The sequence below is a fragment of the Pseudomonas sp. TE9122 genome (assembly GCF_056278925.1).
Map to the genome: position 1 here is coordinate 1,149,292 of NZ_JBWBQI010000001.1, position 24,346 is coordinate 1,173,637.

General features: G+C 60.2%; 27 protein-coding genes. All 27 read left to right on the forward strand.

Annotated features, from left to right (window positions below; all coding sequences use genetic code 11):
* The first annotated feature begins 29 nt into the window (after window positions 1-29).
* The 27 genes from ACZ9BE_RS05050 to fliR all read left to right on the forward strand — a co-directional run bounded on the left by ACZ9BE_RS05050 (window position 30) and on the right by fliR (window position 24,344).
* Entirely contained in the window at window positions 30-1,319 is a 1,290-nt protein-coding gene (locus ACZ9BE_RS05050; RefSeq protein WP_476248981.1) for a motility associated factor glycosyltransferase family protein, read from the forward strand.
* Window positions 1,316-1,582 carry a hypothetical protein gene (locus ACZ9BE_RS05055; RefSeq protein WP_406228544.1) on the forward strand — a complete coding sequence of 89 codons (267 nt, stop codon included), beginning with the start codon at window positions 1,316-1,318 and terminating at the stop codon, window positions 1,580-1,582. The genes ACZ9BE_RS05050 and ACZ9BE_RS05055 overlap by 4 nt, the downstream gene beginning before the upstream one ends.
* A gap of 242 nt (window positions 1,583-1,824) precedes the next feature.
* On the forward strand, window positions 1,825-2,685 hold the full coding sequence (locus ACZ9BE_RS05060) for a flagellin domain-containing protein (protein ID WP_016771090.1): 861 nt from the start codon (window positions 1,825-1,827) through the stop codon (window positions 2,683-2,685).
* A 72-nt stretch (window positions 2,686-2,757) separates the two neighbouring features.
* On the forward strand, window positions 2,758-3,114 hold the full coding sequence (locus tag ACZ9BE_RS05065; protein ID WP_476248982.1) for a flagellar protein FlaG: 357 nt from the start codon (window positions 2,758-2,760) through the stop codon (window positions 3,112-3,114).
* Between the two features lie 82 nt (window positions 3,115-3,196).
* Complete coding sequence (fliD, locus tag ACZ9BE_RS05070; protein WP_041479012.1) at window positions 3,197-4,645, forward strand: flagellar filament capping protein FliD; 1,449 nt, start codon at window positions 3,197-3,199, stop codon at window positions 4,643-4,645.
* Window positions 4,646-4,774: 129 nt separating this feature from the next.
* Window positions 4,775-5,173 carry a flagellar export chaperone FliS gene (fliS, locus tag ACZ9BE_RS05075; protein ID WP_041479013.1) on the forward strand — a complete coding sequence of 133 codons (399 nt, stop codon included), beginning with the start codon at window positions 4,775-4,777 and terminating at the stop codon, window positions 5,171-5,173.
* Window positions 5,174-5,184: 11 nt separating this feature from the next.
* Window positions 5,185-5,481: a flagellar protein FliT gene (fliT, locus tag ACZ9BE_RS05080; RefSeq protein WP_016771085.1), complete on the forward strand. Its 297-nt coding sequence runs from the start codon at window positions 5,185-5,187 to the stop codon at window positions 5,479-5,481.
* Window positions 5,482-5,653: 172 nt separating this feature from the next.
* Entirely contained in the window at window positions 5,654-7,129 is a 1,476-nt protein-coding gene (locus ACZ9BE_RS05085) for a sigma-54 dependent transcriptional regulator (RefSeq protein ID WP_041479014.1), read from the forward strand.
* Window positions 7,130-7,239: 110 nt separating this feature from the next.
* Window positions 7,240-8,439 (forward strand): sensor histidine kinase, encoded by a 1,200-nt coding sequence (locus ACZ9BE_RS05090; protein WP_476248983.1) that lies wholly within the window; start codon window positions 7,240-7,242, stop codon window positions 8,437-8,439.
* A gap of 5 nt (window positions 8,440-8,444) precedes the next feature.
* Complete coding sequence (locus ACZ9BE_RS05095) at window positions 8,445-9,827, forward strand: sigma-54-dependent transcriptional regulator (RefSeq protein WP_056783797.1); 1,383 nt, start codon at window positions 8,445-8,447, stop codon at window positions 9,825-9,827.
* Between the two features lie 128 nt (window positions 9,828-9,955).
* Window positions 9,956-10,285, forward strand: coding sequence for a flagellar hook-basal body complex protein FliE (gene fliE, locus ACZ9BE_RS05100; protein ID WP_016771081.1), 330 nt, complete (start codon window positions 9,956-9,958; stop codon window positions 10,283-10,285).
* Window positions 10,286-10,299: 14 nt separating this feature from the next.
* The gene (gene fliF, locus ACZ9BE_RS05105) at window positions 10,300-12,087 is read left to right on the forward strand and encodes a flagellar basal-body MS-ring/collar protein FliF (RefSeq protein ID WP_041479017.1); all 1,788 of its coding nucleotides are present in this window, start codon (window positions 10,300-10,302) and stop codon (window positions 12,085-12,087) included.
* Window positions 12,080-13,099: a flagellar motor switch protein FliG gene (gene fliG / locus ACZ9BE_RS05110; protein ID WP_016771079.1), complete on the forward strand. Its 1,020-nt coding sequence runs from the start codon at window positions 12,080-12,082 to the stop codon at window positions 13,097-13,099. Before fliF ends, fliG begins: the two co-directional genes overlap by 8 nt.
* A 4-nt stretch (window positions 13,100-13,103) precedes the next feature.
* Window positions 13,104-13,910 (forward strand): flagellar assembly protein FliH, encoded by an 807-nt coding sequence (gene fliH / locus ACZ9BE_RS05115; protein ID WP_476248984.1) that lies wholly within the window; start codon window positions 13,104-13,106, stop codon window positions 13,908-13,910.
* Window positions 13,900-15,258 (forward strand): flagellar protein export ATPase FliI, encoded by a 1,359-nt coding sequence (gene fliI, locus ACZ9BE_RS05120; RefSeq protein ID WP_016771077.1) that lies wholly within the window; start codon window positions 13,900-13,902, stop codon window positions 15,256-15,258. The genes fliH and fliI overlap by 11 nt, the downstream gene beginning before the upstream one ends.
* 6 nt (window positions 15,259-15,264) lie before the next feature.
* Window positions 15,265-15,714 carry a flagellar export protein FliJ gene (gene fliJ, locus ACZ9BE_RS05125; protein ID WP_016771076.1) on the forward strand — a complete coding sequence of 150 codons (450 nt, stop codon included), beginning with the start codon at window positions 15,265-15,267 and terminating at the stop codon, window positions 15,712-15,714.
* A 164-nt stretch (window positions 15,715-15,878) separates the two neighbouring features.
* The gene (locus ACZ9BE_RS05130; protein ID WP_016771075.1) at window positions 15,879-16,184 is read left to right on the forward strand and encodes an STAS domain-containing protein; all 306 of its coding nucleotides are present in this window, start codon (window positions 15,879-15,881) and stop codon (window positions 16,182-16,184) included.
* 5 nt (window positions 16,185-16,189) lie between these two features.
* On the forward strand, window positions 16,190-17,893 hold the full coding sequence (locus tag ACZ9BE_RS05135) for an ATP-binding SpoIIE family protein phosphatase (RefSeq protein ID WP_150636660.1): 1,704 nt from the start codon (window positions 16,190-16,192) through the stop codon (window positions 17,891-17,893).
* A 30-nt stretch (window positions 17,894-17,923) separates the two neighbouring features.
* Entirely contained in the window at window positions 17,924-18,271 is a 348-nt protein-coding gene (locus ACZ9BE_RS05140; protein ID WP_041479021.1) for an Hpt domain-containing protein, read from the forward strand.
* A 105-nt stretch (window positions 18,272-18,376) separates the two neighbouring features.
* Complete coding sequence (locus ACZ9BE_RS05145; protein WP_476248985.1) at window positions 18,377-19,744, forward strand: flagellar hook-length control protein FliK; 1,368 nt, start codon at window positions 18,377-18,379, stop codon at window positions 19,742-19,744.
* Between the two features lie 338 nt (window positions 19,745-20,082).
* Window positions 20,083-20,586 (forward strand): flagellar basal body-associated protein FliL, encoded by a 504-nt coding sequence (fliL, locus tag ACZ9BE_RS05150; RefSeq protein WP_016771071.1) that lies wholly within the window; start codon window positions 20,083-20,085, stop codon window positions 20,584-20,586.
* A 9-nt stretch (window positions 20,587-20,595) separates the two neighbouring features.
* Window positions 20,596-21,564: a flagellar motor switch protein FliM gene (gene fliM / locus ACZ9BE_RS05155; protein WP_003222890.1), complete on the forward strand. Its 969-nt coding sequence runs from the start codon at window positions 20,596-20,598 to the stop codon at window positions 21,562-21,564.
* Window positions 21,565-21,619: 55 nt separating this feature from the next.
* The gene (gene fliN, locus ACZ9BE_RS05160) at window positions 21,620-22,078 is read left to right on the forward strand and encodes a flagellar motor switch protein FliN (protein ID WP_016771070.1); all 459 of its coding nucleotides are present in this window, start codon (window positions 21,620-21,622) and stop codon (window positions 22,076-22,078) included.
* Window positions 22,079-22,531, forward strand: a complete 453-nt coding sequence (gene fliO, locus ACZ9BE_RS05165) for a flagellar biosynthetic protein FliO (RefSeq protein ID WP_476248986.1) — start codon at window positions 22,079-22,081, stop codon at window positions 22,529-22,531.
* Entirely contained in the window at window positions 22,531-23,289 is a 759-nt protein-coding gene (fliP, locus tag ACZ9BE_RS05170; RefSeq protein ID WP_150636664.1) for a flagellar type III secretion system pore protein FliP, read from the forward strand. Before fliO ends, fliP begins: the two co-directional genes overlap by 1 nt.
* Window positions 23,286-23,555: a flagellar biosynthesis protein FliQ gene (fliQ, locus tag ACZ9BE_RS05175; protein WP_016771067.1), complete on the forward strand. Its 270-nt coding sequence runs from the start codon at window positions 23,286-23,288 to the stop codon at window positions 23,553-23,555. The genes fliP and fliQ overlap by 4 nt, the downstream gene beginning before the upstream one ends.
* A gap of 3 nt (window positions 23,556-23,558) precedes the next feature.
* On the forward strand, window positions 23,559-24,344 hold the full coding sequence (fliR, locus tag ACZ9BE_RS05180) for a flagellar biosynthetic protein FliR (protein WP_016771066.1): 786 nt from the start codon (window positions 23,559-23,561) through the stop codon (window positions 24,342-24,344).
* The last annotated feature ends 2 nt before the right edge of the window (window positions 24,345-24,346 follow it).

Here is a 24,346-nt window from a genome sequence, read left to right on the forward strand (position 1 = left end):
TTTTTGCCCGAGAAGGAGCGCGAGGCGCCATGAGCGAGTTTTTCCAAGCCAATGCCGAGGTGTTGCAACGGCGCTGGCCGGCGCTGTTCGAGCGATTGATGGCTGAAGACAGCGCGTCCGTGCAGGCCGAACTCGTGCAAGGACTGGGCTCGACGCTGAGCGTCGATGGCATTCAGCTCACCAGTCGCCATGATCGTCTGCATGAGGCGCAAATCCAGGCGGCGAGCCTGCCGGAAAAACCGCATGTTCACGTCTATGGCACTGGCCTCGGCGATTTGCCCGGTGTGCTGCTTGAGCGCGCAGGGCTGGAGCGTCTTTACGTGCACATTCTCAACGGCGCGCTGTTCGCGCTGGTACTGCAACTGCTCGATCAGCGCCAATGGCTGGAGGATCCTCGGGTCGAACTGTTTTACGCCGGTGATCACCCTGACTTCTTCACGCCATTCTTTGCCTTGCCGGCCGAGATGCTGCTGGCCGATGACTTCAATGCAAAGGTCCGCGACCGGCTGATCAATGAAGTGCACCTGACATTCAACAATCGCGATTTCGATCCGCAGTCGCCAGAAATCCAGCAACGCTTGCAGGAATGTCTGCCGGTGTTGCTTGGCGATGCCGATGTGGCGCAGTTGTTCGGTAGCTGCGCCGGGCGCGAAGTCTACGTGATCGCCACCGGGCCGACACTGGAGCAGCATTTCGAACGTCTGGCGGCGATCCGTCAGCTTGCTGAGCGGCCGTTGTTCATCTGCGTTGATACGGCCTATCGGCCATTGCGTGAGCACGGCATCGAGCCTGATCTGGTGGTGAGCATCGATCAGCGCATCGGCTTTCGGCATCTGCCGTGCGAGGCGTCCGAGAACATTGCGCTGGTGTACTTGCCAATGAGCGATCCGCAGGTATTGAAGGCATGGAAGGGCAAGCGTTATGGCGGCTATTCGGCCAGCCCGATCTACAGCGACCTGCGAGAACAGTATCCACGCGGTGAGCTGCATGTCGGCGGTAGCGTGATCCATCCGGCGGTGGATCTCGCGGTAAAAATGGGCGCGAGTCGAATCACTCTGTTCGGCGCCGACTTCGCCTTCCCGATGAACAAGACCCACGCCGGTTGGGACGACGGCGATTTAGGCCCGCCGCTGGCCCAGGCGCGGCACTGGGTGCGCGATGGTCATGGTCAGCGCGTCAGCACTCAGCTGAATTTTCGCGGCTATCTATGTGTGCTTGAGCGTTATATCGCCGCGCATCCGCAGGTCGAGTTTCTCAACAGCAGCCGCGCCGGTGCATCGATTGCCGGGACCGCTTTCAATCCGGAGTTCGTGCAATGAGTGCGCTGAACCAGAGTCAGCATCAGTGCCGCCAGTGCGCGGCTTTGTTTCGCTTGGGGCGTGATGTCGAGGCGGCGTTGACCATGGTCGATGTGTTCGAACAGGCCCAGCAATGTCTGGCGTCTGCCTCAGTGGATATCCAGCAAGCGTGGGCACAGGTGCTCACGCAAATGCTCGACTGTCAGGAGCGCCAGGACTGGTTGGGCCTGGCTGACTATATGGAATACGAACTGGTTGAATTGCTGGAAAGTGCCAGGCGCTGAACCGCTGCGCCGCGCTGGCCCGCGGCTTTGCGTTACAGGCGGTTTTATGACGTCATTTTTTCGCGCTGGATGTGCTGCTAAGTCTTTGTTTTCTCGGGGGTGGCGTGGTGATGGCAAAATTTTTTCAAAAAGCCCTCAAGCAACCTGCAAACCCGACGATAACTATTACGAAGGTTCTCTAGGCCATACCCGGCGGTTGCCAGGGCCGGAAGCCGCAGTACCCAACCAACGAGGAATTCGTCATGGCTTTAACAGTAAACACCAACACCACATCGTTGAACGTTCAGAAAAACCTGAACCGCGCTTCCGACGCTCTGTCCACCTCGATGCAGCGCCTGTCTTCCGGCCTGAAAATCAACAGCGCCAAAGACGACGCCGCTGGCCTGCAGATCTCCAACCGTATGTCCTCGCAGATCCGCGGTAACACCCAGGCCATCCAGAACGCCAACGACGGTATCTCCGTTGCCCAGACCGCTGAAGGCGCTCTGCAAGCTTCGACCGACATCCTGCAGCGTATGCGTGAACTGGCTGTTAAAGCTCGTAACGGTACCAACGGCACCGCTGACCAGACCGCTACCAACGCTGAATTCGCTCAGATGTCTGACGAAATTACCCGTATCTCGGCTGCTACCAACCTGAACGGCAAAAACCTGCTGGACGGTTCGGCTGGTACTGTGACCCTGCAAGTTGGCGCAAACACCGGTTCGGCTAACCACATCGACCTGGTACTGAGCTCCAAGTTCGACGCCGTCAGCCTGTCGGTAGGTAGCGGTACTGTAGTTCTGACCGGTACTTCGGGTACTGGTGCTGGTTCTGCTTCGCAGAACATCGACAACGCGATCACTGCAATCGACGCCGCTATCGCTGCAATCGGTGCAACCCGTGCCAGCCTGGGTGCTTCGCAAAACCGTCTGACCAGCACCATCTCCAACCTGCAGAACATCACTGAAAACACCACCGCTGCTCAGGGTCGTGTACAGGACACCGACTTCGCCGCAGAAACTGCTAACCTGACCAAGCAGCAGACTCTGCAGCAAGCTTCGACCTCCGTACTGGCTCAAGCCAACCAACTGCCTTCCGCTGTACTGAAGCTGCTTCAGTAATCCGGAACAAGTTTAAGCGGGGGAGTGCGCTTGTCGTGCTCTCTCGCTTTTTTACGTTAAGAGGTGATGGGCATGGACATGAGCGTAAAGCTTAACGTGTCTTATCCGGCTCCCAAGCTAGTGACACCGGTTGCTGACAAACCGTCAGAGCTGCCTAAAGTCCAAAAGACTGAAGCACCGGTCGCTGCCAAGGATCAGGATTCGGACGGCGCCAAGTTGAAGCTGGCGGTGCAAGAGATCGAAAAGTTCGTCCAGTCGATCAAGCGTAATCTGGAGTTCTCGATTGACGAGCATTCCGGCAAGGTCATCGTCAAGGTGATCGCGAGCGAGACGGGTGAAGTCGTTCGACAGATTCCTTCCGCCGAAGCCCTCAAACTGGCCGACAGCCTCGCCAATGCAAGTCATGTATTGTTCGACGCCAAGGTCTGATAAATGGCATGAATAGTGTTTGTTCGTTCTCAGGACGCGTGTAACGGTCAAAAGAATGGCAGCAATCTGAAGGGAGATGCACATGGCAAGTCCAATTCTACCGGGTTCCGGACTGGGTTCCGGCCTGGACATCGGCGCGATCGTGACCGCGCTGGTCAACGCCGACAAGTCTGCCAAGCAGACGCAGATCGATACCGCGACCAAAAGCAACAGCCTGAAGATTTCCGGCGTTGGTTCGCTGAAAAGTGCATTGGCGGCCTATCAGAAAGCGATGGGTGATCTGAACAAGGCAACAAGCCCGGCGTTTGCCGGTTTTACTGCAACCTCGGATGCGCCAACTGTCGTCGGTGCCACTTCGGATAAAACCGCCGTGCCGGGTACTTACAGCGTAGTCGTGAAAAACCTGGCCACCGGCTCCAAAGTTGCCAGTGCCGCCTTTGCCGGCGGGGCCGCCAGTGCCATTCCGAGTGGTACTCTGAAAATCAGTCAGAATGGCATTGATTACAATGTCGCGATTCCGGCCAATGCCACCTTGCAGTCCACGCGCGATGCGATCAACACCGCGCAGTCCAGCAATGGCATTTCCGCGAACATCGTGACTGACAGTACCGGCGCCTCGCGTCTGGTACTGAGCTCCAACAAGACGGGCGCCGGCATGGACCTGCAGGTCAGCGGTATCGCCGGTCTCGAGATCGATGGCACCCAGAAGATGGGTGACAGTCCTGCGGCAGGGGCATCCGGTGCGGTCGGTGATGTGGCCAAGGACGCGAGCCTGACCATCGACGGACTGGCCGTTACCAGCAAGACCAACACCGTCACCGGTGCGATCAGCGGCATGACGCTGAATCTGGTCACTGCGAGTCCCGTCGTGGGCGGCGTGCCAACGCCGGCTACTGTATCGGTTGCGACCAATACCGCCGGCATCCAGACATCGCTGCAATCGTTCATCGATTCCTATAACACCCTGAAGAAAACCATCGACACCTTGTCCAAGGCAACGCCGGATGCCGATGGCAATCTGACCGTTTCGGCGGCGTTCACTGGTGACGCTCTGCCGCGTTCGTTGATGGCGGACGTGCGCGCTCAGTTGACAGATCCAGGGGCGGGCGGAGCAGGCCAATTGTCCGTGCTTTCACAGATGGGTGTGTTGACTGACAGTAAAACCGGTTTGCTGACGCTCGATACTGCAGTGTTCAACAAGCGTATGGAAATCCCAGGCATGGCTGGCCAGGTTCAGCAGCTCTTCAGCGGCACCGACGCCAAGAATGGTCTGTTGGCGCGTATGACTGCGGCGGTTGATCCGTACGTCAAGACCGGTGGGCTGCTGGATCAGCGCAGCTCCAACTTGGCGAGTCTGACGAGCGGCTTGCAGAAGCAGCAGGCGGCGCTGGATCTGCGGGTTGCCAACCTGACGTCGACATTGACCGCCAAGTACAACGCCATGGACTTGCTGGTAGGGCAGATGAAGGCAACGGCGAGCAACATCACGTCGTTCTTCAGCTCGCTGAACGCTCAGCAGTCGGCGAAGTAACAGTCAGTAACGACAAAAACCCGGCTACGCTTTATCGGCGTGCGCCGGGTTTTTGTCTTTTGATCTAAAGTTTTCGGGCCGGTTGGCGATACACTGGTTATACGAGTCAACGTGGCAATGAGGTAGAACATGAACCCGATGTTAGCCCTTCGGCAGTACCAGAAAGTCGGCGCCCATGCGCAGACGTCCGAAGCGAGCCCGCACCGCCTGGTGCAAATGTTGATGGAAGGTGGCCTGGCCCGGATTGCGCAGGCCAAGGGCGCCATTGAGCGCAAGGATATTCCCGGCAAGTGCACGGCGATCAGCAAGGCCATCGGCATTGTCAGTGGCTTGCGTGAAGGTCTCGACCTTGAAAACAATGCAGAGGCACTGGCCGATCTGGATGGCCTGTACATCTACATGATGAAGCGCCTCGCCGAGGCGAACATCAGCAGCGATCCCCGTGTACTCGACGAAGTCGCCGGCCTGCTGACCACGGTCAAAGAAGGTTGGGACGCCATCGCGCCCGTGCCGGCTCCGCAGTTCTGAAGGAGATCACCATGAGTCTTGTATTGCAGCGAATTGCCGATACCCGTGAAGCGTTGGTCGGAGCATTGGCCGAACGAAACTGGGAAGCCATCGGCGAGCTGGATCTGGCTTGCCGTTCCTGCATGGAAGACGTCATGGCGGAAGCTTCGCTGGACGAAGTGGCACTGCGCGACAACCTTGAGGAGCTGCTATTCGTCTACAAAGAGCTTCTTGAGGTGGCAATGGGCGAGCGGCAGGCGATAGCCAACGAGATGTCGCAGATCACCCAAGCGCAAAAGGCTGCAAAGGTTTACCATCTGTTTGGTTGATTAACCGTCAGTTAAACCAGAGATGTGCGCCATAAATTTGACTGTGCACGGTTTTTTGACTTAACTAGTGGCTATTATCAGGTTTAGGGCGTCTACAGGCACATGGTGTCCTGCAAGCGTCTCGCTTGCCTTATTTTTCGGGCATTGAGTTGACTAGGGAAGTTGCTATTGCATGTGGCGTGAAACCAAAATTCTGCTGATCGATGACGATAGCGTCCGCCGCCGCGACCTGGCGGTGATTCTAAATTTTCTTGGCGAAGAAAATTTACCCTGCGGCAGCCATGACTGGCAGCAGGCAGTCGGCTCTTTGTCGTCTAGTCGTGAAGTCATTTGCGTACTGATCGGGACCGTTAATGCTCCTGGCGCGCTTTTGGGCTTGCTAAAGACACTCGCAACCTGGGATGAGTTCCTTCCGGTTTTGTTAATGGGCGATAATTCTTCCGTTGACCTGCCTGAAGACCAGCGTCGCCGCGTGCTGTCGACCCTGGAAATGCCGCCCAGCTACAGCAAATTGCTCGATTCGCTGCATCGCGCCCAGGTCTATCGCGAAATGTACGACCAGGCCCGCGAACGCGGCCGTCATCGCGAACCCAATCTTTTCCGCAGTCTTGTCGGCACCAGCCGTGCGATTCAGCACGTCCGGCAGATGATGCAGCAAGTGGCCGACACCGACGCCAGCGTGCTGATCCTCGGCGAGTCCGGCACCGGCAAGGAAGTGGTCGCGCGCAACCTGCACTATCACTCCAAACGCCGCGACGCGCCGTTCGTACCGGTCAACTGCGGGGCGATCCCTGCAGAGCTGCTGGAAAGCGAACTGTTCGGTCACGAGAAGGGCGCTTTCACTGGCGCGATCACCAGCCGTGCCGGGCGCTTTGAGCTGGCCAACGGCGGCACGCTGTTCCTCGACGAAATCGGCGATATGCCGCTGCCGATGCAGGTCAAGCTGCTGCGCGTGTTGCAAGAGCGCACCTTCGAACGCGTGGGCAGCAACAAGACCCAGAGCGTCGACGTGCGCATCATTGCCGCAACGCACAAGAATCTCGAAAGCATGATCGAGATCGGCTCGTTCCGTGAAGACCTCTACTATCGCTTGAACGTGTTCCCGATCGAGATGGCGCCACTGCGTGAGCGCGTCGAAGACATCCCGCTGCTGATGAACGAACTGATCTCGCGCATGGAGCACGAGAAGCGCGGTTCGATCCGTTTCAACTCGGCGGCGATCATGTCGCTGTGCCGTCACGGCTGGCCGGGCAACGTCCGCGAGCTGGCCAACCTGGTCGAGCGCATGGCGATCATGCACCCGTACGGGGTGATTGGCGTGGTCGAGTTGCCGAAGAAATTCCGCTACGTCGACGACGAAGACGAGCAGATGGTCGACAGCCTGCGCAGCGATCTGGAAGAACGCGTGGCCATCAACGGCCATACGCCGGACTTCAGCGCCAATGCACTGCTGCCGCCTGAAGGTCTGGACCTCAAGGATTACCTCGGGGGCCTGGAGCAGGGCCTGATTCAGCAAGCGCTGGACGATGCCAATGGCATTGTTGCCCGTGCCGCTGAGCGTCTGCGTATTCGTCGCACCACCCTGGTCGAGAAGATGCGCAAGTACGGCATGAGCCGTGCTGGAGGAGATGAACAGGCGGATGATTGACGCCTGTTTTTCAAGCGCTTCATTTATAAGCGGTTTTTTTTAGGCACGGGTATTGCTACAGCCCTCGCAACGTTCCGTTTCACTGACGGTCAGCCAAGCGAGAGAGCCCAATGCCCCAAGCCGCCCAGATCTCTTCTGCCTCCAATATCGTGTCCGTAGAGCAGGCAAGTCGTCAGGGACTTGAGCAGGCCTTCCAGCTGTTCAACCAGATGTCGAGCCAGCTGACCGACTCCTACAGCCTGCTCGAAGCGCGGGTCACCGAACTCAAGGGTGAGCTGGCCGTGGTCAGCGCCCAGCGCATGCAGGAGCTGGCGGAAAAAGAACGCTTGGCCAATCGCCTGCAAAACCTCCTCGACCTGTTGCCCGGCGGTGTGATCGTCATTGACGGCCACGGTCTTGTGCGCGAAGCCAACCCGGCCGCCATCGATCTGCTCGGCTCGCCACTCGAAGGCGAACTCTGGCGCCATGTGATTGCACGCTGCTTCGCCCCGCGTGAAGACGACGGTCATGAAATCTCCTTGAAAAACGGTCGACGCCTGTCGATTTCCACCCGCTCGCTGGATGCCGAGCCGGGGCAGTTGGTGCTGCTCAACGACTTGACGGAAACACGTCATCTGCAAGACCAGTTGGCGCGCCACGAACGTTTGTCATCGCTGGGGCGCATGGTTGCCTCGCTGGCCCACCAGATTCGAACACCGCTGTCCGCCGCTTTGCTCTACGCCAGTCATTTGACTGAACAGCAACTGCCAGTGGAAACCCAGCAACGCTTTGCCGGCCGCTTGAAAGAGCGTCTGCACGAACTCGAACATCAAGTGCGCGACATGCTGGTGTTCGCTCGCGGTGAATTGCCGCTGACCGACCGCCTCACGCCCGGTGCCTTGATGCAGTCGCTGCAGGCTGCGGCGCTGACCCATGTGCAGGACCTGCCGATCCGCTGGCAGTGCGACAGCCATGCCGGTGAGTTGCTGTGCAACCGCGACACACTGGTCGGCGCATTACTGAATCTGATTGAAAACGCCATTCAGGCCAGCGCTGGCGAAGCGCGCCTGAAAGTGCATTGCTACACCAGAGGCAACACCCTGCGTCTGTGTGTCAGCGACAGTGGCAGCGGCATTGAGCCGACAGTTTTGGCGCGCCTCGGCGAGCCTTTTTTTACTACCAAGGTCACCGGCACCGGCCTCGGCCTGACCGTGGTCAAAGCGGTGGCCCGTGCGCATCAGGGAGAATTGACCCTGCGTTCGCGAGTCGGGCGCGGCACTTGCGCGCAGGTCAGTCTGCCGCTGTTTTCCGCTGCACAAGGAGTTGAATAAACGTCATGGGCATCAAGGTGTTGCTGGTCGAGGATGACCGTTCGTTGCGCGAGGCGCTGGCCGATACGCTGCTGCTCGCCGGCCACGACTATCACGCCGTCGGCAGCGCCGAAGAAGCGCTGACGGCCGTCGCGCAGCAAGCTTTCAGCCTGGTGGTCAGCGACGTCAACATGCCGGGCATGGACGGTCATCAATTGCTTGCGTTGCTGCGCGCACGCCAGCCGCAATTGCCGGTGCTATTGATGACCGCCCACGGCGCCGTCGAGCGTGCGGTCGATGCGATGCGCCAAGGCGCGGCGGATTATCTGGTCAAGCCGTTTGAGCCCAAGGCATTGCTCGATCTGGTGGCGCGACATGCGCTGGGCTGCATTGATGCTGGCGAAGCGGAAGGCCCCGTCGCCGTTGAACCGGCCAGTGCGCAGTTGCTTGAGTTGGCGGCGCGGGTTGCGCGCAGTGATTCGACTGTCCTCATCTCCGGCGAGTCCGGCACCGGTAAAGAAGTGCTGGCGCGCTATATCCACCAGCAATCGCGACGGGCGAGCCAGCCGTTTATTGCGATCAACTGCGCGGCGATCCCCGACAACATGCTCGAAGCAACACTGTTCGGCCATGAGAAGGGCTCGTTCACCGGCGCCATCGCCTCGCAGGCCGGCAAGTTCGAGCAAGCGGACGGCGGCACCATTCTGCTCGACGAAATTTCCGAAATGCCCCTGGCCCTGCAAGCCAAGTTGCTGCGCGTTCTGCAAGAGCGTGAAGTGGAGCGAGTGGGCGCGCGCAAGCCGATCAGTCTGGATATTCGCGTGGTCGCCACGACCAACCGCGATCTGGCCGGTGAAGTGGCGGCGGGGCGTTTTCGCGAAGACCTGTTTTACCGCTTGTCGGTTTTCCCCTTGGCCTGGCGTCCACTTCGCGAGCGCACTGCCGATATCCTGCCGCTGGCGGAAAAATTGTTGGCCAAACACGTCAATAAAATGAAGCACGCAGCAGCCAAGCTGTCCCCCGAAGCTCAAGCTTGCCTGACCGCGTACCCGTGGCCGGGCAACGTGCGGGAGCTGGACAACGCCATTCAGCGCGCGTTGATTCTGCAGCAGGGCGGTTTGATTCAGCCGCAGGATTTCTGCCTGAGCGGTGCGGTGACATTTGCGCCGTTGCCGATCACGGCACCGGTGATCCGCGAGGTGGAAATTGAGGCGGATTCTTCCGGCGCGCTGGGCGATGACCTGCGCCGCCGGGAGTTTCAGATGATCATCGACACCCTGCGCGCCGAGCGTGGCCGCCGTAAGGAAGCTGCCGAAAAGCTCGGCATCAGCCCGCGCACCCTGCGCTACAAACTGGCGCAAATGCGCGATGCCGGGATGGATGTCGAAGGTTATCTGTTCGCCACCTGATCGATGCTGCAAAACATTCCAGATGCTTTTCTCAGGAGGGTGCCCACTAGCTGGCACCCTTGTTGCTAATACCTGTGTACCCGCCGAGTGAGTGTCAAAAAATTGCGGGCCGCCCAAGAGAGTAGACCATGAGCCAAGGTATTGAATTTAATCGGTTGATGATGGACATGCAGGCCATGAAAGTGGATGCCATGTCTGCGCGTAAATCGACTGCCGCTGTCCCTGAAATCGCGGGCAGCAGCTTTTCCGACATGCTCGGTCAGGCGATCAATAAAGTCAGCGATACCCAGCAGGCGTCGACTCAACTGGCCAACGCGTTCGAGATCGGCAAGAGCGGTGTCGACCTGACTGACGTCATGATTGCGTCGCAAAAAGCCAGCGTGTCGTTCCAGGCTCTGACCCAGGTGCGCAACAAGCTGGTCCAGGCTTACCAAGACATCATGCAGATGCCGGTTTAAGGGCGAAATAAGTCATGGCAGAAGCAGTCGCTGATAACGTTCCGGCCAAGGCCACCCCGATCGACGGCAAACCGCCGCTGTTCGGCCTGTCCTTTCTGGAAAACCTTTCCCAGATGACCGTGCTGCGTCAGGTCGGCCTGTTGGTCGGTCTGGCGGCGAGCGTGGCGATTGGCTTTGCCGTGGTGCTGTGGTCGCAGCAGCCGGATTACCGTCCACTGTACGGCAGCCTTGCCGGCATGGACGCCAAGCAGGTCATGGAAACCCTGGCCGCCGCTGACATTCCCTACAACGTAGAACCCAATTCCGGCGCCTTGCTGGTCAAGGCCGACGACCTGTCCCGTGCGCGGATGAAACTCGCTGCCGCTGGTGTCACTCCCAGCGACGGCAACATCGGTTTCGAAATCCTCGACAAGGAACAGGGTCTGGGCACCAGCCAGTTCATGGAAGCGACCCGTTATCGTCGCGGCCTCGAAGGCGAACTGGCGCGGACCATTTCCAGTTTGAACAACGTCAAGGGTGCCCGCGTGCATCTGGCCATTCCGAAGAGTTCGGTGTTCGTCCGTGACGAGCGCAAGCCTAGCGCTTCGGTACTGGTCGAGCTGTACAGCGGGCGTTCGCTGGAGCCGGGTCAGGTGGTGGCGATCATCAATCTGGTCGCGACTTCCGTGCCCGAGTTGAGCAAATCGCAGATCACCGTCGTCGATCAAAAGGGCAACCTGCTCTCCGATCAGGCGGAGAACTCGGAAATGACCATGGCCGGCAAGCAGTTCGATTACAGCCGCCGCATGGAAAGCATGCTCACCCAGCGCGTGCACAACATTCTGCAACCGGTACTGGGCAACGATCGTTACAAGGCTGAAGTCTCCGCCGACGTCGATTTCAGTGCCGTCGAATCGACTGCCGAGCAGTTCAACCCGGACCAACCGGCGTTGCGCAGCGAGCAGTCGGTCAACGAACAACGTACCGCCAGCAATGGCCCGCAAGGTGTGCCGGGTGCCCTGAGCAACCAGCCGCCGTCGCCTGCCTCGGCGCCGCAGACCACCGGTGGCACCGCCGCACCGGCCGGGATGATTCAGCCAGGTCAGCCTTTGGTTGATGCCAACGGCCAGCAGATCATGGACCCGGCCACCGGCCAGCCGATGCTCGCGCCGTACCCGGCCGACAAGCGTCAACAATCGACCAAGAACTTCGAACTCGACCGTTCGATCAGCCACACCAAGCAGCAGCAGGGCCGTCTCAATCGCCTGTCGGTGTCGGTCGTGGTCGACGATCAGGTCAAGATCAACCCGGCCAACGGCGAAACCAGCCGTGCGCCGTGGAGCGCCGACGAATTGGCGCGCTTTACCCGTCTGGTGCAGGACGCGGTCGGTTTCGACGCCAGCCGTGGCGACAGCGTCAGTGTGATCAACATGCCGTTCTCCGCCGAGCGCGGCGAAGTGATTGCCGATATTCCGTTCTACTCCCAGCCATGGTTCTGGGACATCGTCAAACAAGTGCTGGGTGTGCTGTTCATCCTCGTACTGGTGTTTGGTGTGCTGCGTCCGGTGCTCAACAACATCACCGGCGGTGGCAAAGGCAAGGAGCTGGCCGGTCTGGGCAGCGACGTGGAACTTGGTGGCATGGGCGGCCTGGACGGCGAACTGGCCAACGACCGCGTGAGCCTCGGTGGTCCGCAGAGCATTCTGTTGCCGAGCCCGAGCGAGGGTTATGACGCGCAGCTGAATGCAATCAAGAGTCTGGTAGCTGAAGACCCGGGTCGCGTGGCTCAGGTCGTGAAAGAGTGGATTAACGCAGATGAGTGATAACCGAGCCGCCACCGTCAAACTGACCAAGGTCGACAAAGCCGCGATTCTGCTGCTGTCCCTGGGTTCGACCGATGCTGCGCAAGTGCTGCGCCACATGGGGCCCAAAGAGGTTCAGCGCGTCGGCGTGGCCATGGCGCAGATGGGCAACGTCCATCGCGAACAGGTCGAGCAGGTGATGAGCGAGTTCGTCGACATCGTCGGCGATCAGACCAGCCTCGGCGTCGGATCCGACGACTACGTACGCAAGATGCTCACCCAGGCCCTGGGCGAAGACAAGGCCAACGGCCTTATCGACCGCATCCTGCTCGGTGGCAACACCAGCGGCCTCGACAGCCTGAAATGGATGGAGCCGCGCGCCGTCGCCGACGTCATCCGTTACGAACACCCGCAGATCCAGGCAATCGTGGTCGCGTACCTCGACCCGGATCAGGCCGGTGAAGTGCTCGGCAACTTCGACCATAAAGTGCGTCTGGACATCATCCTGCGCGTCTCGTCGTTGAACACCGTGCAACCGGCCGCCTTGAAAGAACTCAACCAGATTCTCGAGAAACAGTTCTCCGGCAACTCGAACGCCTCGCGCACCACCCTGGGTGGCATCAAGCGTGCGGCCGACATCATGAACTTCCTGGACAGCTCGATCGAAGGCCAGCTCATGGACTCGATCCGCGAAGTCGACGAAGACCTGTCCGGTCAGATCGAAGACCTCATGTTCGTGTTCAACAACCTTGCCGACGTCGACGACCGTGGCATTCAGGCGCTGTTGCGCGAAGTCTCTTCCGATGTGCTGGTGCTGGCCCTCAAAGGCTCGGACGAGGGCGTCAAGGAAAAGATCTTCAAGAACATGTCCAAGCGTGCCGCCGAACTGTTGCGCGACGACCTCGAGGCGAAAGGCCCGGTGCGCGTCAGCGACGTCGAAACCGCGCAGAAGGAGATCCTCACTATTGCCCGTCGTATGGCCGAAGCCGGCGAGATCGTGCTCGGTGGCAAGGGCGGCGAGGAAATGATCTAAGCCCATGGATAAGCCTGACGAGTCTGTGACGGATCTGATCCGCGCCCGTGATGTTCGCGGCTTCGAATCCTGGGCGCTGCCCAGCTTCGACCCGCCGAAACCGGAACCCGAGCCGGAGCCCGAGCCCGAACCGCCGGAAATGGAAGAAGTGCCGCTGGAAGAAGTCCAGCCACTGACCCTGGAAGAACTCGAAAGCATCCGTCAGGAGGCTTACAACGAGGGCTTCGCCATCGGCGAAAAAGAAGGTTTTCACAGCACCACGCTGAAGGTGCGTCAGGAAGCAGAAACGGCGCTGGCGGCGAAAATCGCCAGCCTTGAGCTGCTGATGGCCAACCTGTTCGAACCGATCGCCGAGCAAGACACCCAGATTGAAAAGTCGCTGGTCGACCTCGTGCAGCACATCACCAAACAAGTGATCAAGCGCGAACTGGCCATCGACTCGACACAGATCGAACACGTCATGCGCGATGCCCTCAAGCTGTTGCCGCTGGGCGTGGAAAACGTGCGCCTGTACGTTAATCCGCAGGATTTCGCCCAGGTCAAAGCCCTGCGCGAACGCCACGAAGAAACCTGGCGCATCGTCGAGGACGAGTCGCTGTTGCCGGGCGGTTGCCGGGTTGAAACCGAGCACAGCCGCATCGACGCCAGCGTCGAGTCACGGGTGACCCAGGTTATGGCCAAGCTGTTCGACCAATTGCATGAGCAGGCTCTGCATCCGGCAGCGCCTGACTTGAGTCTGGACATTCCCGAAGACACCCCAGCGGCTGTCGACTCTGACGAGCCGCGCGCGGACGCCATCGATGCGCCTTGAACGCACCAGTTTCGCCAAGCGCCTGAGCACCTACGCCGAGGCCACCGAGATTGCCGGCGCGCCGATCCTTGAAGGTCGGCTGCTGCGCATGGTCGGCCTGACCCTCGAAGCCGAAGGCTTGCGCGCCGCCATGGGCACCCGTTGCATGGTGATCAATGACGACAGCTACCACCCGTCCCAGGTGGAAGCGGAAGTCATGGGTTTTTCCGGCAGCAAAGTCTTTCTGATGCCGGTCGGCAGCGTCGCCGGGATTGCCCCGGGCGCCCGCGTGGTGCCCCTGGCCGATACCGGTCGTTTGCCGATGGGCATGAGCATGCTCGGCCGTGTCCTCGACGGCGCCGGCCGCGCGCTGGACGGCAAGGGCGGCATGAAGGCCGAAGACTGGGTGCCGATGGACGGCCCGACAATCAACCCGCTCAACCGTGATCCGATCAGCGTACCGCTGGATGTCGGCATCCGTTGCATCAACGGTTTGCTGACGGTCGGCCGTGGCCAGCGTCTGGGTCTGTTCGCCGGTACCGGTGTCGGTAAATCGGTGCTGTTGGGCATGATGACCCGCTTCACCGAGGCCGACATCATCGTCGTCGGCCTGATCGGTGAGCGTGGTCGCGAAGTTAAGGAATTCATCGAACACATTCTCGGTGAAGAAGGCCTCAAACGTTCGGTAGTGGTCGCCTCGCCAGCGGACGATGCACCGCTGATGCGTATGCGTGCCGCGATGTATTGCACGCGCATCGCCGAGTATTTCCGCGACAAAGGCAAGAACGTTCTGCTGCTGATGGACTCGCTGACCCGTTTCGCCCAGGCCCAGCGGGAAATCGCGCTGGCCATCGGTGAGCCGCCAGCAACCAAGGGTTATCCGCCATCGGTGTTCGCTAAACTGCCGAAACTGGTGGAGCGCGCCGGTAATGCGGAGAAGGGCGGCGGTTCGATCACGGCGTTCTACACCGTGCTGTCCGAAGGCGATGACCAGCAGGACCCGATTGCCGACTCGGCGCGGGGCGTGCTCGACGGCCACATCGTCCTGTCGCGGCGCCTGGCCGAGGAAGGCCACTATCCGGCGATCGACATCGAAGCCTCGATCAGCCGGGTAATGCCAGCAGTGGTTTCGCCGGATCACATGCAGCGCGCGCAGTATTTCAAACAGCTCTGGTCACGCTATCAGCAGAGCCGTGATTTGATCAGCGTCGGTGCCTATGTGGCCGGTGGCGATCGCGAGACCGATCTGGCGATTTCCCTGCAGCCGCAATTGGTCAGGTATCAGCGCCAGGGCCTCAACGACAAAATCAATCTGGGTGAAAGCCAGGCCTATCTGGAAACCCTGTTCGCCCCTGCGGCGGGCGGGTAACCGGCCATGGCCGTCAGCCGCGCTGCGCGCCTGGCACCGGTGGTGGACATGGCCGAGAAGGCCGAGAAAGCCGCCGTGCAGCGCCTCGCCTACTTTCAGGGCCAGGTCAAAGTTGCCGAAAGCAAACTGGCCGACCTCAATGCCTTTCGTCTGGATTACTCGCAGCAGTGGATCGTCCGTGGCAGCACCGGCGTCACCGGGCAATGGCTGCTGGGTTTTCAGGGTTTCCTGGCGCAACTCGATACTGCCGTCGACCAGCAACGGCAGAGCCTGGTCTGGCACCAGAACAAGCTCGACAAGGCGCGTGAGGAATGGCAACAGGCGTTTGCCCGCGTCGAGGGTTTGCGCAAACTGGTGCAGCGCTATCGTGATGAGGCGCAACGTCTTGAAGACAAGCGCGAGCAGAAGCTGCTCGATGAACTGTCACAGCGTTTGCCACGGCGTGACGCCTTTTAAAGATCAAAAGATCGCAGCCTTTGGCAGCTCCTACAGGGGAATGCATTTTCAAATGTAGGGGCTGCCGAAGGCTGCGATCTTTTGATCTGCTTTTCCAGCCTTGCCCCAACCCTATCCAGGTGCTAAACCTTGTACAGGTTCGTCAATGACAAGGAAGCCAGTCAATGTCAGTCGTTACAGAAGTCTCTCCAGACCAGAAAAAGCTCACGATCGCCGTCAAAGGCCGGTTCGATTTCGGTCGCCATCAGGAATTTCGCGAGTCGTATGAACGGCTCCCACACAAACCCGAATCCATCGTGGTCGATCTCAAAGAGGCTACTTACCTCGACAGCTCCGCGCTGGGCATGCTGCTCCTGCTGCGTGATCACGCCGGTGGCGACGAGTCGGATATCCGCGTCGTCAACAGCAGCTCCGATGTGAAGAAAATCCTCGCGATTTCCAACTTCGACAAACTCTTCGACATCAGTTGACGCCCATGCAGGCGCAAGAGCCGCTGACCATTCTTATCGCCGAAGACAGCGCCGCCGACCGGCTGCTGCTGTCGACCATTGTCCGCCGTCAAGGTCATCAGGTGCTGACGGCGGCCAATGGTGCGGAGGCGGTCGAATGCTTCCAGCAGCAACAACCCGATCTGGTGTTGATGGACGCGCTGATGCCGGTGATGGACGGCTTCGAAGCGGCGCGGCAGATCAAGGCGCTGGCGGGTGAAGCGTTGGTGCCGATCATCTTCCTCACCTCGCTGACCGAGAGTGAAGCGCTGGCCCGTTGTCTGGAGGCTGGCGGTGACGATTTTCTGGCGAAGCCGTACAACCAGGTGATCCTTGCCGCCAAAATCAAGGCGATGGATCGCTTGCGTCGCCTTCAGGCCACGGTCCTGCAGCAGCGCGATCTGATCGCGAAACATCATGACTATCTGCTCAACGAACAACGCGTGGCCAAAGCGGTGTTCGACAAGGTCGCGCATTCAGGGTGCCTGAGTGCGCCGAACATCCGTTACCTGCAATCGCCTTACGCCCTGTTCAATGGCGATCTGTTGCTCGCTGCGTATACGCCGGCCGGTGACATGCACGTCATGCTCGGCGATTTCACCGGGCATGGCTTGCCGGCAGCGGTGGGGGCGATGCCGCTGGCCGAAGTGTTTTATGGGATGACCGCCAAGGGCTATGGCCTGGCCGAAACCCTGCGCGAGATGAACGCCAAGCTCAAGCGCATCCTGCCGGTGGACATGTTCTGCTGTGCCACCTTGCTCAGTCTGAGTTTCCAGAGCCGTTCGGTGGAGGTGTGGAATGGTGGCATGCCCGACGGTTACCTGCACCGCATGGCCAGCGGCGAGCGTGTGCCCTTGCCGGCGCGGCATTTGCCCCTTGGGATTCTCAGCGCGCAAGCCTTCGATGACCGTACGGATGTGTATCCGATGGCCGTCGATGATCGAGTGTTTCTGTTATCGGACGGGGTGATCGATACCTGCGATGCCAATGACCAGTTGTTCGGCGTCGAACGCTTGCAGCAGGTGTTTGCGGCGAACCGTGAGCCGGATCGGTTATTCGAGGATATCGAACAGGCGTTGCGCGATTTTCGCGGACAGGCCCGTGATGACGTAAGCATGGTCGAAGTCAGTCTGCTTGAGTCGGCGCAGGCCCACGGCGCAGCGCCGGTGTATTCCGACAGTGGCCAGTCGTGCCCGCTGGACTGGTCGGCCAGTTTCGAGTTTCGCGGCGCCACGCTCAGGCGCTTCAATCCGTTGCCGTTCCTCTTGCAGTTGCTGCTTGAGGTGCATGGCCTGCGCGCGCAAAGCGGGGCGCTGTACAGCGTGCTCGCCGAGTTGTATTCCAATGGGCTGGAGCATGGCGTGCTCGGGCTGGACTCGAGCCTCAAACGCGATGCGGCAGGTTTCGCCCGCTACTATGAAATGCGCGCGGCGCGGCTGGAGGCGCTGCAAGACGGTTTCGTGCGCGTGCATCTGCAGGTGCAACCGCAAGGCGAGGGTGGGCGGCTGGTCATTCGTGTCGATGACAGTGGCAAGGGGTTTGATGTGGCGCGGGTCATGGAAAGGCCCGTGGATAACGTCCGCTTGTCGGGACGCGGCATCGGTCTGGTCCGGCAACTGGGGCGCAACGCCAGTTGGTCGGACCAAGGTCGTAGTGCCAGCGTGGAGTTTTTCTGGGAGATTGAGGCATAATCCGCCCATTCTTGATCAAGGAGTGAGCAAGTGACAGACCCACATGTAAATCGCGAAGTCCTCGATACTTTGCGCGAGGTGATGGAGGACGGCTATACGGAATTGCTGGAGACTTTTCTGGCAGATTCGCAAAGCCGCCTGCACGAGTTGCAGGACAGCACCAGCGCCAAAGCGCTTTCCGATGTAGCGCATAGCTTCAAGGGCAGCGCCAGCAACATGGGCGCGGTTCGACTGGCCGAGTTGTGCCAGGACCTGGAGTCGAACGCGAAGGACAAAAGCCCGGAAGCGCTCGCTCAGCTAGTCGCCGATATCCATTCTGAATTCGCCGAAGTACGTCCGGTGTACGAAAGCGAAAAGCACCACGCCCACATCCACTGAAGCTGCCGTCCGGCGCTTTTCGCAAGTGTCTCGCCAAACTGGCCCGGCACTTGCAGTCAACTTGCTCAACTGTACCTACGATCCCAGTGCAGCGGAGACCGTGTCATGCCTGCGACCCCCAACATTCTTCTTCAGACCGCCGCTCAGGCCAAGGCCCAAGCCGCCTCTGCCAAATCGTCGGCAATGGCCGCAGACGCCGGGGACAAGGCCTCCAGCTTCGCCAAAGTGTTCGCCGATCAGGCGCCGGTCAAGCCCGCCGTGAGCGCTGACAATTCAGTCAAGCCGGCACGCGATAAGGTCGCGGACAGCAGCGGCAAAAAGGATATCGGCAAAGAGCAGTCTGCCGCGCCCCAGCCAGCAGTTGCCGATAGCGGCAAAGCGTTGCCTGCCGACAAAGCGGCGACGAGCGACGACGCGACTGCCACTGCCGATGACACCGCTGAAACCATACAAACCCCTGTGGCCGATGCCGCGCCTGTAGACCCGGCCCTTGATCCGGCCTTGGCGCAAGTCGTTCAGCCGTTGGTGGCAGCGCCTGTGGTGCAAACGCCAACAGTCGCCACGCCAGCCCAGCCGGAAACCGAGACGCCTGCATTGGCGGTCGTGTCGGGCATGGTCAAAGATCCGGCGGCAACCGACAGCGATTTCGATCCATCGGCCGACCCGCTCGACTCGATGCCGGCCGTGCGCATGGCGATGGAGCAGGGCGGGCATATTTCCGCCGCCAGTCAGGCGCAACCGAAAGCCACGCCTGCTCAAGCTCAGGCTGACGGTGAATTGACCGCCGCGCAGAACTTTGCCGCCGGCATGGCCAGCATGCTCGACGTGCAGGCCGACAAGGACAGCACCAGTCAGGGCGGCGAACAAGCTTTCAGCGGGCTGATCGACGATGGTCTGAAGGATCTGAAATCGGCTACCAGCGACACCCGCGTCGATGACTTCGCCAACCGTCTGGCGGCACTGACCCAGGCCGCTACGCCGAAAACCGCCAATGCGCTGCCGGTGAATCAGCCGATCGCCATGCACCAGAGTGGCTGGACCGAAGAAGTGGTCAACCGCGTCATGTACCTGTCCAGCGTCAACCTGAAGGCCGCCGACATTCAGTTGCAGCCGGCGGAGCTTGGGCGTCTGGATATCCGCGTGAACATGGTTCCCGATCAGCAGACCCAGGTCACCTTCATGAGCGCACACCCAAGCGTGCGTGAAGCGCTCGACAGCCAGATGCACCGCCTGCGCGACATGTTCAACCAGCAGGGCATGGGCCAGGTAGATGTCAATGTCGCCGACCAGAACCGTGGCTGGCAGGGGCAGCAAGGTCAGGAACAGGCGCAGCAGGGGCAGAGTGGCCGGACCAGCGCTGCGGGTGGCCGCTTGGATTCGGCGGATGAGGAATTGGCACCGGCTACTGTCGCTGAAGTGGCGGCGCAGACTACCAGCGTAATTGGCAGCAGCGCGGTCGACTATTACGCCTGAGCAAATCAAGAGCCCCCTCACCCTAGCCCTCTCCCAGAGGGAGAGGGGACCGATTGGGGAATCTTGAAGAACTACGCCGACCTGAACGAGCATCGCTGAATCCGTTCGACATTCGGCGACCTGTTGATTCCCGCCCTGAACTTGCAATCACCTCGGTTGTGCAGGTCGATGTCCAGCCCCATTACATCTCGGTCGGCCCCCTCTCCCTCAGGGAGAGGGCTGGGGTGAGGGTGCTTTTGACTTTAGCGTCGTTCTCGACCTCCGACACTTCTGGCATAACACTTGCTCTTGCCTTGCCGTGCGACTGTGAAACCCCCGATTAGTGACGGATTATTGGCATGGCGAAGAGCGAAGCTGCAGCAGTAAAAGACCCCGCAACCAAAGGCAAACTCAAGCTGATCATCGTGATCGTGCTGGCGTTGCTGGTGGCCATTGGTGCATCCGTCGGGGCGACCTGGTTCTTCATGCACGGCGCGCAAAGCAAGCCTGCCGAGGCCGCTGAAGCAGCGCCGGTCGGCAAGCAGGCGGCGATTTTCGAGCCGATGGCGCCGGCCTTCGTGGCCAACTACAACCAGAACGGCCGTCAGCGCTACATGCAGGTGAGCATCACCATGCTGGCGCGGAATCAGGCCGATCTGGACGCGCTCAAAGTGCACATGCCGGTTATCCGCAACAACCTGGTAATGCTCTTCTCCGGTCAGGATTTCGCCACACTGGCGACACCGGTCGGCCAAGAGATGTTGCGCCAGAAGGCCACCGCCAGCGTCCAGGAAGTGGCGCAGAAAGAACTGGGCAAAGTGGTCATCGAACAGTTGCTTTTCACTAATTTCGTACTGCAGTAGGAACACGACATGGCCGTGCAGGATCTGCTGTCCCAGGATGAAATCGATGCGCTGCTGCATGGCGTCGATGATGGTCTGGTACAGACCGATAATGCTGCCGAACCCGGCAGTGTCAAAAGCTACGACCTGACCAGTCAGGATCGCATCGTCCGTGGACGCATGCCGACGCTGGAAATGATCAACGAGCGCTTTGCCCGCTACACCCGCATCAGCATGTTCAACATGCTGCGCCGCTCGGCGGACGTGGCTGTCGGTGGTGTGCAGGTGATGAAGTTCGGCGAATACGTGCACTCGCTGTACGTGCCGACCAGCCTCAACCTGGTCAAGATCAAACCGCTGCGCGGCACCGCGCTGTTCATCCTCGACGCCAAACTGGTGTTCAAGCTGGTGGACAACTTCTTCGGTGGTGACGGCCGTCACGCCAAGATCGAAGGGCGTGAGTTCACCCCGACCGAGTTGCGCGTAGTGCGCATGGTGCTGGAGCAGGCTTTCGTCGATCTGAAGGAAGCCTGGCAGGCGATCATGGAAGTCAATTTCGAGTACATCAACTCGGAAGTGAACCCGGCCATGGCCAACATCGTCGGCCCGAGCGAAGCGATTGTGGTCTCCACCTTCCACATCGAACTCGATGGCGGTGGCGGCGATCTGCACGTGACCATGCCGTACTCGATGATCGAGCCGGTGCGCGAGATGCTCGACGCCGGTTTCCAGTCCGACCTCGACGATCAGGACGAGCGCTGGGTCAACGCCCTGCGCCAGGACGTACTCGATGTCGACGTGCCGATCGGTGCCACCGTAGCCCGCCGCCAGTTGAAGCTGCGCGACATCCTGCACATGCAACCGGGAGATGTGATCCCGGTCGAGATGCCGGAAGACATGATCATGCGCGCCAACGGCGTGCCGGCCTTCAAGGTCAAGATGGGCTCGCACAAAGGCAACCTCGCGTTGCAGGTGATCGAGCCGATCGAGCGTCGCTGAGGCGGCGCTTTTCACCCCCGTATTTAACCGAATTGTTGCCCGCCGAGGACACATGATGAACGACGATATGAACGCGCAGGACGACCAGGCACTGGCCGATGAATGGGCTGCGGCCCTGGAAGAAACCGGTGACGCCGGCCAGGCTGACATCGATGCACTGTTGGCCGCCGACGCCGGCACTTCCAGCTCCAACCGTCTGCCGATGGAAGAGTTCGGCAGCGTGCCGAAGAACAACGATCCGGTGACCCTCGACGGTCCGAACCTGGACGTGATCCTCGACATTCCGGTGTCGATCTCGATGGAAGTCGGCAGTACCGACATCAACATCCGCAACCTGCTGCAACTCAACCAGGGTTCGGTGATCGAGCTTGATCGTCTGGCCGGTGAGCCGCTCGACGTGCTGGTCAACGGCACCTTGATCGCCCACGGCGAAGTAGTGGTGGTCAACGAGAAGTTCGGCATCCGCCTGACCGACGTGATCAGCCCAAGCGAACGCATCAAGAAGCTGCGCTGAGTGAAAAGGTTTCTCTGGGTGCTGCTGGCATGGCCGTTGAGCGTGCTGGCTGCCGAACCGGGTGCAACCAATGCCGCGCCTGCCGCCACCGCGCCAATGGTCAACAGCGGCGTGGCCGGTCAGTTGACGCAACTGGTGTTCGGTTTGCTGCTGGTGCTGGGTTTGATCTTTTTCCTCGCCTGGCTGTTGCGCCGCCTGCAACAGGCGGGGCCAGCGGGCAAGGGCCAGGTAATCGAGCTGATCGGCTCACGCGCGCTCGGTCCGCGTGACCGCTTGATGCTGGTGCAGGTCGGCAACGAGCAGATTCTGCTCGGCCTCAGCCCCGGCACCATCACCGCGCTGCACGTGCTCAAAGAGCCGGTCGAAGTCCCCACCGCCAGTGAAAAAGCGACGCCGGAATTTGCTCAGCATCTGCTGAAGATTCTTGGCAAGGACCAAAAGGATACGAAGTAATGGGTGCGCTCCGCATCGTCTTGACGCTGGTCCTGTTGCTGGCCGCGCCGCTGGCGTTGGCCGCCGATCCGTTGTCGATCCCGGCGATCACGCTGGGCACCAATGCCGACGGCGCGCAGGAATATTCGGTCAGTCTGCAGATCCTGCTGATCATGACCGCGCTGAGCTTTATTCCAGCGGCGGTCATCCTGATGACCAGCTTCACGCGGATCATCATCGTCTTCTCGATATTGCGTCAGGCCCTCGGCCTGCAACAGACGCCGTCGAACCAGATCCTCACCGGCATGGCGCTGTTCCTGACGCTGTTCATCATGGCGCCGGTGTTCGACCGGGTGAACAACGACGCGCTGCAACCGTATCTGGCGGAAACCCTCACCGCCCAGCAAGCGGTGGAAAAGGCTCAGGTGCCGATCAAGGACTTCATGCTCGCGCAGACCCGCACCAGCGATCTGGAGCTGTTCATGCGCCTGTCCAAGCGCACCGACATTGCCAGCCCGGATCAGGCGCCGTTGACCATTCTGGTGCCGGCGTTCGTGACTTCCGAGCTTAAAACCGCCTTCCAGATCGGCTTCATGATCTTCATTCCGTTCCTGATCATCGACCTCGTCGTGGCGAGCGTGCTGATGGCCATGGGTATGATGATGCTCTCGCCGCTGATCATCTCGCTGCCGTTCAAGATCATGCTGTTCGTGCTGGTCGATGGCTGGGCGCTGATCATCGGTACTCTGGCCAGCAGTTTTGGAGGTGTTTCGCCATGACGCCGGAAGTCGCGGTCGATATCTTTCGTGAAGCCCTGTGGCTGACCACCATGATGGTTGCCATCCTGGTGGTGCCGAGCCTTCTGGTCGGCCTGCTGGTGTCGATGTTCCAGGCCGCCACGCAGATCAACGAACAGACCCTGAGCTTCCTGCCGCGTCTGCTGGTGATGCTGGTGACCCTGATCATCGGCGGTCCGTGGATCGTGCAGACGTTCATGGAATACATCATCCAGCTGTACAAAAACATTCCGATGGTCATCGGCTAAGCCATGCAATCGCTGCTTCAGCTGACCGACACCCAGATCAGCACCTGGGTGGCGTCGTTCATGTTGCCGCTGTTTCGCGTGGCGTCGATGCTGATGGTCATGCCGGTGTTCGGCACCACCCTGATCCCGCGCCGCGTGCGCCTGTATTTCGCCGTGGCGATCACCGTGGTCATCACCCCGGCGCTGCCGCCGATGCCCGCCGTCAGCCCACTCGATCTCAGCGGCCTGTTGCTGATCGGCGAGCAGATTCTGGTGGGCGCCGTACTCGGCTTTTCCCTGCAACTGTTCTTCCAGGCTTTCGCCGTCGCCGGGCAGATTGTTGCGATCCAGATGGGCATGGGCTTCGCCTCGATGATCGACCCTACCAACGGCGTTTCGGTGGCGGTGATCGGGCAGTTCTTCACCATGCTGGTGACGTTGCTGTTCCTGTCGATGAACGGCCATCTGGTGGTATTCGAAGTCCTCACTGAAAGTTTCACCACGCTGCCGGTCGGCGGCGGTTTGATGGTTGCGCATTACTGGGAACTGGCCGGCAAACTCGGCTGGGTCCTCGGCGCCGCATTGCTGCTGGTGTTGCCGGCCGTCACCGCACTGTTGGTGGTCAACATCGCCTTCGGCGTGATGACCCGCGCCGCGCCGCAACTGAACATCTTCTCGATCGGTTTTCCGCTGACCCTGGTGCTCGGCCTGTTCATCGTCTGGGTGGGGCTTGCGGACATTCTCAACCAGTATCAACCGCTGGCCAGCGAGGCCTTGCAGTTGCTACGCGAACTGGCACGGGCGCGCTGAGT

Coding starts and splice junctions, on each gene's coding strand:
- ACZ9BE_RS05050 (WP_476248981.1), top strand. CDS start 30: ATGAGCGAGTTTTTCCAAGCCAATGCCGAGGTGTTGCAACGGCGCTGG.
- fliG (WP_016771079.1), top strand. CDS start 12,080: ATGAGTGATAACCGAGCCGCCACCGTCAAACTGACCAAGGTCGACAAA.
- ACZ9BE_RS05145 (WP_476248985.1), top strand. CDS start 18,377: ATGCCTGCGACCCCCAACATTCTTCTTCAGACCGCCGCTCAGGCCAAG.
- ACZ9BE_RS05095 (WP_056783797.1), top strand. CDS start 8,445: ATGGGCATCAAGGTGTTGCTGGTCGAGGATGACCGTTCGTTGCGCGAG.
- fliS (WP_041479013.1), top strand. CDS start 4,775: ATGAACCCGATGTTAGCCCTTCGGCAGTACCAGAAAGTCGGCGCCCAT.
- ACZ9BE_RS05055 (WP_406228544.1), top strand. CDS start 1,316: ATGAGTGCGCTGAACCAGAGTCAGCATCAGTGCCGCCAGTGCGCGGCT.
- fliD (WP_041479012.1), top strand. CDS start 3,197: ATGGCAAGTCCAATTCTACCGGGTTCCGGACTGGGTTCCGGCCTGGAC.
- ACZ9BE_RS05085 (WP_041479014.1), top strand. CDS start 5,654: ATGTGGCGTGAAACCAAAATTCTGCTGATCGATGACGATAGCGTCCGC.
- fliF (WP_041479017.1), top strand. CDS start 10,300: ATGGCAGAAGCAGTCGCTGATAACGTTCCGGCCAAGGCCACCCCGATC.
- ACZ9BE_RS05065 (WP_476248982.1), top strand. CDS start 2,758: ATGGACATGAGCGTAAAGCTTAACGTGTCTTATCCGGCTCCCAAGCTA.
- fliT (WP_016771085.1), top strand. CDS start 5,185: ATGAGTCTTGTATTGCAGCGAATTGCCGATACCCGTGAAGCGTTGGTC.
- ACZ9BE_RS05135 (WP_150636660.1), top strand. CDS start 16,190: ATGCAGGCGCAAGAGCCGCTGACCATTCTTATCGCCGAAGACAGCGCC.
- fliJ (WP_016771076.1), top strand. CDS start 15,265: ATGGCCGTCAGCCGCGCTGCGCGCCTGGCACCGGTGGTGGACATGGCC.
- ACZ9BE_RS05060 (WP_016771090.1), top strand. CDS start 1,825: ATGGCTTTAACAGTAAACACCAACACCACATCGTTGAACGTTCAGAAA.
- fliP (WP_150636664.1), top strand. CDS start 22,531: ATGGGTGCGCTCCGCATCGTCTTGACGCTGGTCCTGTTGCTGGCCGCG.
- fliN (WP_016771070.1), top strand. CDS start 21,620: ATGAACGACGATATGAACGCGCAGGACGACCAGGCACTGGCCGATGAA.
- fliL (WP_016771071.1), top strand. CDS start 20,083: ATGGCGAAGAGCGAAGCTGCAGCAGTAAAAGACCCCGCAACCAAAGGC.
- fliQ (WP_016771067.1), top strand. CDS start 23,286: ATGACGCCGGAAGTCGCGGTCGATATCTTTCGTGAAGCCCTGTGGCTG.
- fliR (WP_016771066.1), top strand. CDS start 23,559: ATGCAATCGCTGCTTCAGCTGACCGACACCCAGATCAGCACCTGGGTG.
- ACZ9BE_RS05130 (WP_016771075.1), top strand. CDS start 15,879: ATGTCAGTCGTTACAGAAGTCTCTCCAGACCAGAAAAAGCTCACGATC.
- fliM (WP_003222890.1), top strand. CDS start 20,596: ATGGCCGTGCAGGATCTGCTGTCCCAGGATGAAATCGATGCGCTGCTG.
- fliH (WP_476248984.1), top strand. CDS start 13,104: ATGGATAAGCCTGACGAGTCTGTGACGGATCTGATCCGCGCCCGTGAT.
- ACZ9BE_RS05090 (WP_476248983.1), top strand. CDS start 7,240: ATGCCCCAAGCCGCCCAGATCTCTTCTGCCTCCAATATCGTGTCCGTA.
- fliE (WP_016771081.1), top strand. CDS start 9,956: ATGAGCCAAGGTATTGAATTTAATCGGTTGATGATGGACATGCAGGCC.
- fliI (WP_016771077.1), top strand. CDS start 13,900: ATGCGCCTTGAACGCACCAGTTTCGCCAAGCGCCTGAGCACCTACGCC.